Annotated in this window: 5 protein-coding genes and 1 tRNA gene; 1 reads left to right on the top strand and 5 read right to left on the bottom strand. The window is 38.3% G+C overall.

Translation table 11 applies throughout. The features are described from left to right. Positions 1 to 385: 385 nt before the first annotated feature. Positions 386 to 1,309, top strand: coding sequence for a DUF5655 domain-containing protein (locus tag BFL01S_RS18330; RefSeq protein WP_061786576.1), 924 nt, complete (start codon positions 386 to 388; stop codon positions 1,307 to 1,309). Between the two features lie 40 nt (positions 1,310 to 1,349). Here the strand turns inward: BFL01S_RS18330 and BFL01S_RS18325 are convergent, their stop codons facing one another. From BFL01S_RS18325 to BFL01S_RS18305, 5 genes are all read right to left on the bottom strand, one after another. Further along, on the bottom strand, positions 1,350 to 2,072 hold the full coding sequence (locus BFL01S_RS18325) for an HNH endonuclease (RefSeq protein WP_061786575.1): 723 nt from the start codon (positions 2,070 to 2,072) through the stop codon (positions 1,350 to 1,352). Positions 2,073 to 2,089: 17 nt separating this feature from the next. After that, complete coding sequence (locus BFL01S_RS18320) at positions 2,090 to 2,893, bottom strand: abortive infection family protein (protein ID WP_061786574.1); 804 nt, start codon at positions 2,891 to 2,893, stop codon at positions 2,090 to 2,092. A 942-nt stretch (positions 2,894 to 3,835) separates the two neighbouring features. Beyond that, positions 3,836 to 5,176 (bottom strand): hypothetical protein, encoded by a 1,341-nt coding sequence (locus BFL01S_RS18315; protein ID WP_061786573.1) that lies wholly within the window; start codon positions 5,174 to 5,176, stop codon positions 3,836 to 3,838. Positions 5,177 to 5,306: 130 nt separating this feature from the next. Beyond that, positions 5,307 to 6,281, bottom strand: a complete 975-nt coding sequence (locus BFL01S_RS18310; RefSeq protein ID WP_061786572.1) for a tyrosine-type recombinase/integrase — start codon at positions 6,279 to 6,281, stop codon at positions 5,307 to 5,309. A gap of 128 nt (positions 6,282 to 6,409) precedes the next feature. Next, positions 6,410 to 6,495: transfer RNA gene (locus BFL01S_RS18305), tRNA-Leu, on the bottom strand. Positions 6,496 to 6,626: the final 131 nt, after the last annotated feature.

Genomic DNA, 6,626 nt, shown 5'->3' with positions numbered 1-6,626 from the left:
AACCTTGTCACGCCGACATTTGCGGTCTGTCAAACGGTAGCTAAACGATAGAGGGTATAACGTTAGAGGGCTGGAATAAAACGTAGGACACGCCGTTTACAATAGGGAGTGGAGGAAGTGTTTTGGCTAACACAACAATAACGGCGTATCCCCACTTGTTATACAATTACGGGGGTAGGTTTCGCACGTTTACCGTTAAATAAATATCGGCTACTTGTCGGCTTTGACAACGCCCGTATAAGGCTACGTAGTACATTACCCCTTTCACGCAGTTAAAACGTGACTCAACGCAACGTCGTAAGTGACAGCTAACGATTAATATTATTAGGAAGATTTTACTGAATAGAAATGATATAATTATATTACCGTAGGGAGGGAACGTAAATTGGGCGATCTTAAACTATTTAGACTAAACGGGGATTCCGTTGACGAGTTAGAAGGACAGTCAGTTGCGGTTGAAAAATCGTTACAACACATATTAGAACGCCATCTAGAAACCTTTTTAGGCGTACGGTTCTTAGCTTCCGAACATAGTACGGGTAAACGCCATGCAGGCAGAATTGATACGTTAGGCATTGATGAAAACAATTCACCCGTTATTATCGAATATAAGCGGTCTGTTAACGAGAATGTAATAAATCAAGGTTTATTTTACCTAGATTGGTTGCTCGATCATAAAGCGGAATTTGAACTAATGGTTATGCGTAAATACGGTGCAACCGTTTCAGACGCTATTGACTGGAGTAGTCCTCGTTTACTTTGTATTGCAGGCGGTTTTACTAAGTATGACGAACACGCCGTACAACAAATTAACCGTAATATCGAGTTATACCAATATAAGCATTATACGGACGGTCTATTATTATTAGATTTAGTTAACGCTACAACTGCACAAACCGTACATATTGAAGATGATACGCCAGCTACTACGGCTACAAACCGTAATACACGGGTAAAAACAGTATCAGATTATTTGGAGCAAGCTAACACGGAACTTACAGATAGATACGAAACACTTAAAGCGTATATGATTGCGTTAGGTGACGATGTTCAAACGAAAATACTTAAACACTACATAGCGTTTAAACGTATAAAAAACTTTGCTTGCGTGGAGATCCACCCACAAACGGCAAAAATACTGTTATATCTGAAGGTTAAGCCCGATAGTATTACGTTAGAGCCAGGATTTACCCGTGATGTTACAAATATAGGGCATTATGGTACGGGTGATTTAGAGGTTACGATTTCTAACGGTGAGGATATTGAAAGGGCTAAACGGCTTATTAACATGGCTTATGATGTTAGTTAATGAATAACGGGCAAGCATTTACGCAAGCCCGTTTTTTGTTTTATTCATAACCGTGTTTCAATCTATGTTCTTTTAAAAATAATGGAGAAGGATAATCGCTTAAAGGCTTTGAAAAAGTGATGTTTGTTGCAATCCCTTGACCTTCAAAATTAAAATTAGGCGAATAAAGTATTATATAATCGTCAGTTAAGCTAATATATCCGTATTCAAAAAGACCATCATGCAATTTACATAAAAGTATGCTATTCGATGGATTTACCCTTTCTTCAGTAGATGATTTTGACCACGTTTTAATATGGCTAGTAATAAGTAACTTAGGATCGTTAATACTGCATAGGGCACACTTTGAACGGTAATTTTGCAGTAGTGCCTTACGTAACTTGTATTGACCTTGACGGGCTTTAATCGTACGGAGTACGTCCTTTCCGTCATTTTCAGTAAAAGTAATTTTACGGGAAATCTCACCGTCATCATGATTAGCTAAATGAAATTCTTCTAAATCTTCAACGTTAACGTTCATTAAACTTTCTTCAATCTTCTTTAACGTTAATTTAGGGTATCTAGCTTTGCTATTACCGTCAAACCCGAAAAAATGAATAACAGACCACGCCTGCCAACCATCCTCTTCATTAAGAGCGTCTATTATTTGCTCGATTTTACGGTTACTTATTCCCTCTTTTAAAAAATGGTATAAAACCTCTGCTCTTACCCTAATTGGTAAACTTTTTACAAAGTTAATTCTTCGTTGGTCTAATTTAGCCATAAAAACCTCCGTAACATTTACGCCTTAACTAGCGTACCTTTATCAAGTTGGTATTCGTATGTATTAAATAAGAACGTTACAACGGTTTTAGCAGAGTTTATTACCATTAACGCATGGTGCTTATTTACCTCATATCTACGGTGATGGGCGTCCCCGTTCTCGTTTCTTATTTCAGCTAAGCCGTTTACAATGTTAATTAACCCGCTTAATACCTGCTTTAAAGGTTTCTCTAAATTAGGGTTTTCGGTATTTAAGTTTAATTCCTTCCGCACTCTCTTAAATAACGCAGGTAAATCAAGTTTATCTTTTAAACTTTCCCCCGTAATGTTAACAATTATTTCGTTACAAACGCCCTCTACTAACGAACGGGCACTTGTAATGGCTCCCGAGTAATCCCCATCAGCGAACCTTTTATCGCACTTTGTTAAATCTTCCTTTATATGGGCAAATGTTAAACGGTCGGGCACTTCGCTTTCAACGTGAATAATTTTAACGTCTAACTGTTCTTCTTCGAGGATGTCTATGTATTCGTTAAAGCTAGCCCTAACAATATTCCTTAGCGTGTATTGGTTATCATACTCGCCTATATCTGCAGTTAAATCGGAAACTGCTTCGTCAATAGTACGGCTTGTCGGTATAAAGCTAGGTATCGTTAGTTTTCGTTCTTTGGCGATTGCTTTGATAATCGAACGACTCTCTTGGTATAATGCATCGGGTACCGACCAATCCGCAAATGGATCGCCGTTTCTGCTATCAAAATACTCGTTTATTGCATCGGATAAATTACTCTTCGTCTTTTCTAGTATTTCTATTGCGTTCAAATACCGCTCCCCCTTTTACAATATTATCCTTTAAAAATATTATATCATCGCTTTTAAGCGTTGGGGAGATAGATTAGTTAACGGTTAAAACAACTTTAAAGCATACGTAATAATGATACCGTCTAGTTTAAACTAACGGAAAGCATTCCGCTAATATAGGTAAAGTAAGGTTACGGGTTGATGGCGAAGCAGTAACGTATGGCACTACGTCTAACCCTCCGCTTTTTAAAAATCTTGTAAGCAAATTTTACGGGCTAGGCACGCTATCCGCAGACGAGATACCCCCGCCCCTCTTTGCCGTAGAAGATACCTTTGCCTACCGTTGCATACTCGCCGTATAAGCGTTGCCTTCTGCTTACGTTTGTCATGCAATTTAATGTATATTGAATACGCCATCTAGTGCGTACGATTGATTGTCGTTTGCCTACGTATACTTACGTTAAATCCTGCTACAATAACGTTTGTAGTGTACCGTAGTTAATACCGTTTATACAGTTATTTATACATGGGCGTTATACCAACGTTTAAAAGCGTGGACAGTTACATATATAACGGGTAGATATTGTATATAGTACGGCGTGTAGTAGGCGTGCATAGGGCGTACATATAACGGTATGTTTATACGGTAGTAGATAAGATACCCCCTAAGTTTGGCGTAACCCTTGCGTGCCGAAGGCGTTTGGCTAGTAATTAAGCGTAATTACAAACGTTACCCGTACGTAAACAATACGTTATTTGTTAACTTCAATACCGCATAAGTTTACTATTATTACGTACACAATAGGCGTTTATTTTACCGAATACCAATGCGGTTACATCCGTTGATGTCATTACGTTTCCAATGTATTTGCCGTATTGTGCTATCCGTACAATACAACGTTATTTTAGCAGAATTATACGGAAATAAAGTGCTTTACACGCTTACTATCTTTCCCCCGAAAATTAGCGGAAATCAATGTATTCAATATTGCGGAAATCAAACATAAACTTCCATTCTGCCTTCTTATAACCACGGGGAATAGGATTACCTTCTTCGTCCTGGTACATAAGCCTAAACGTACGATTATCCGTAACTTGCTTGCCATCTTCTTCACGTTCAAATATTAGTTCCGTTTCAACTTCGCTAATTGCAGAAGCATTATCGTAAACATTTACTAACTTGTAATCTACTAGCTTTTTACCTTCAAACACTTCACGTAACTTACCTGCTAATTTACCAACGGTTTCGTATTTCCTATTGAACTCAAGCATCATCGCCAATTTACCGTAGTTCCTAGCGGTTATATATTCCAATAGTTGCATGACTGCTTTTTCTGGCGTTTCCTCTTCGTATTCACTTAGCTCACCTTTAGCTGGCATATCTTCGCCAACCGTTATATCCCTGCGTTTCCATACGTTATTTAAATACTCGCTTTGGCGTTGGTTTTCCGCTAAACCTTCTAAACTACTTGCAATCTGTTCGGCTGATTCTTCGAGTGTTGGCGGTACAAATTCTTTATTAACGCCCTTTTTACCTTTCTTAATTGCGTCTGCCCAATCCCTTAACGCTAGTAACGTAGACAATGCTTTTGCAGATACATTAACGTTGGCATAGCCTAAATCTCTACCGTGTAAAATACCGTTTCTGTACGGTAAAGTAATTTCATCTTCGGTAGTTTTCCTACGACTTTTATTTAGTATTTTTTGTATTGCACTTAAACCGCTACTATGAGCTGCAATCGTATCCCAAACATCAAGTTTAACTTTATCGGCAAAGAAACCAATTTGTTCAACGTCATTTACGAAGCCATCTATAAGCATTAAAAATAACGGTACGCTTGCGTGATACCTTCCGCTAAAATGATCCTCCAAAGCGTTTAACATTAAGGTTCTACGTGGTCTAAACTCTTGTACGTTGTTCAGCCGTGTAACAAGGAAAGAGATTCTATCCCTATCGGTAAAATATTCGATTAATGCATCTTCGGCTTCCTTTGGTTTACCTGCTTCGGCTAGCTTTACGCACTTTTCCATTAAATCAAAACTAAGTGTTTCAAAAGCTATCCAACCTTTTTGTGCAAAGAAATGATTAAAGCGGTCAGGAACGTTCTTTATTGCACTGTATTGCTTATTTATATCTTCAAATTTCTTAAAAGCATCATCAAGATTAGGGTCACTGTAACCCGTGAGTTTCGCTAATTTATACATTGTTTGCATATCTTTAGCACCACCAAAGGTCATGTCCATTTCTTTATAACTATAATTATCTTTAATTCTAGTCTTCTTTTTGGTTTTCTTTTTAGCCACCACTATTCCCCCTTAGACAAATTCCCTATTTATATTACAAATTCTAACAATAATCAGAACCTTCTTCAATCACAGCTACCCTTTTATTCAAATAAAAAAAAAGCCTGCCGTAAGGCAAGCTAATTTCGTTCTATATTCTTTTTCTGCCCGTTACCTTATTAAGTGGTGACATTTGCTTGTGTACCTCTTGTACATCTTCGCTAAATAAATGTACGTAACGTTTTGTTATCGTAATATCTGTATGCCCCAACAACGCCATTAAGGTAAATGCGTCCATGCCTTGTATTACACATAAACGGGCGAAACTATGTCGTATTAAGTGTGGGCTTACGTTCTTACCTATCTTTTTACCGTAAGTGGCTAGCCTATTTTGCACTTGCCTACGGCTTAATGGTTTTTCGTCTACTGTAATAAACAGTTCTTTGCAGTTTACTTCGCCCCTAATGGCTATATACCGTTGCAATATTTCACGCATACGGCTTTGTATTGGTAAAGTGCGTTGGAACGTTTTGGCGTGCTTGATAACTATTGTACCGTTATGCAAATTAATATCTTCTACGGCAATACCTATCAGCTCGCTAACACGTAGCCCACATTCGATAAATAGGCTTAATATACAGTAGTCACGGTAGCCCGTAAAAGTAGTGAGATCGGGTGCTTGTAGCAACTTTGCCAACTCTTCTTCCGTTAACACTTCAATTACTTCGGCGTGTTCCCTTAGCATGGATACGCTCTTCATTGGATTAGCTTTAATATAATCGTTCTTTTCTAGATAGTTACAAAACGCTTTTAAAGCCGTTAACCTTGTGTTAATTGTAACGGGCTTAATGTCGCTTGCTTGCATATGCCTTATTACCGTTTTAATTATTTCGGCGGTTAGATTATTAATAAAGTTTATCTCCACACCTAACGCACGTAGCGTGCCTTTAAACGCATTAAATTCGTTGTTATAGTATTTAACCGTTTGGGGTCTTAAATTACGTAAATGGCAATCGTCTATAAACGCCCCAATAGCTTCTTCTAATGTTAGGTTAACGGTAATGTTTGCACCCGTAACCTTTAATTCATCCATACTTAATGCGTTACTACGTCTTTTGCTAGCCATAATATTATTTCCTCCTATGCGTACGATATTCGGTAGCTAGTAGGCACACGTTTCATACGGTAATAAATCGTGTGTATATAACGCAAAAAAACGCCTACCCGTTAAGGTAAACGTTATGTATGTAAGGTTGGTACCGAAGGTGGGACTCGAACCCACACGCCCGCGAAGGCAACGGATTTTGAGTCCGTCGTGTCTGCCATTCCACCACTTCGGCACATTTTAAGGAAATGGTGCTACGTTGGTTTTGCCGAAATGTTAACGTAATAAGGCTTACTGTACGATTTTGAGTCGTGCGCGTCTGCCAATTCCGCCACACTGGCAAAATAAAAAAGGCAGAAATAATAT

It is taken from the genome of Priestia flexa NBRC 15715 (assembly GCF_001591565.1).
GTDB lineage: Bacteria > Bacillota > Bacilli > Bacillales > Bacillaceae_H > Priestia > Priestia flexa.
This window is presented reverse-complemented; position numbering and strand designations above follow the sequence as displayed.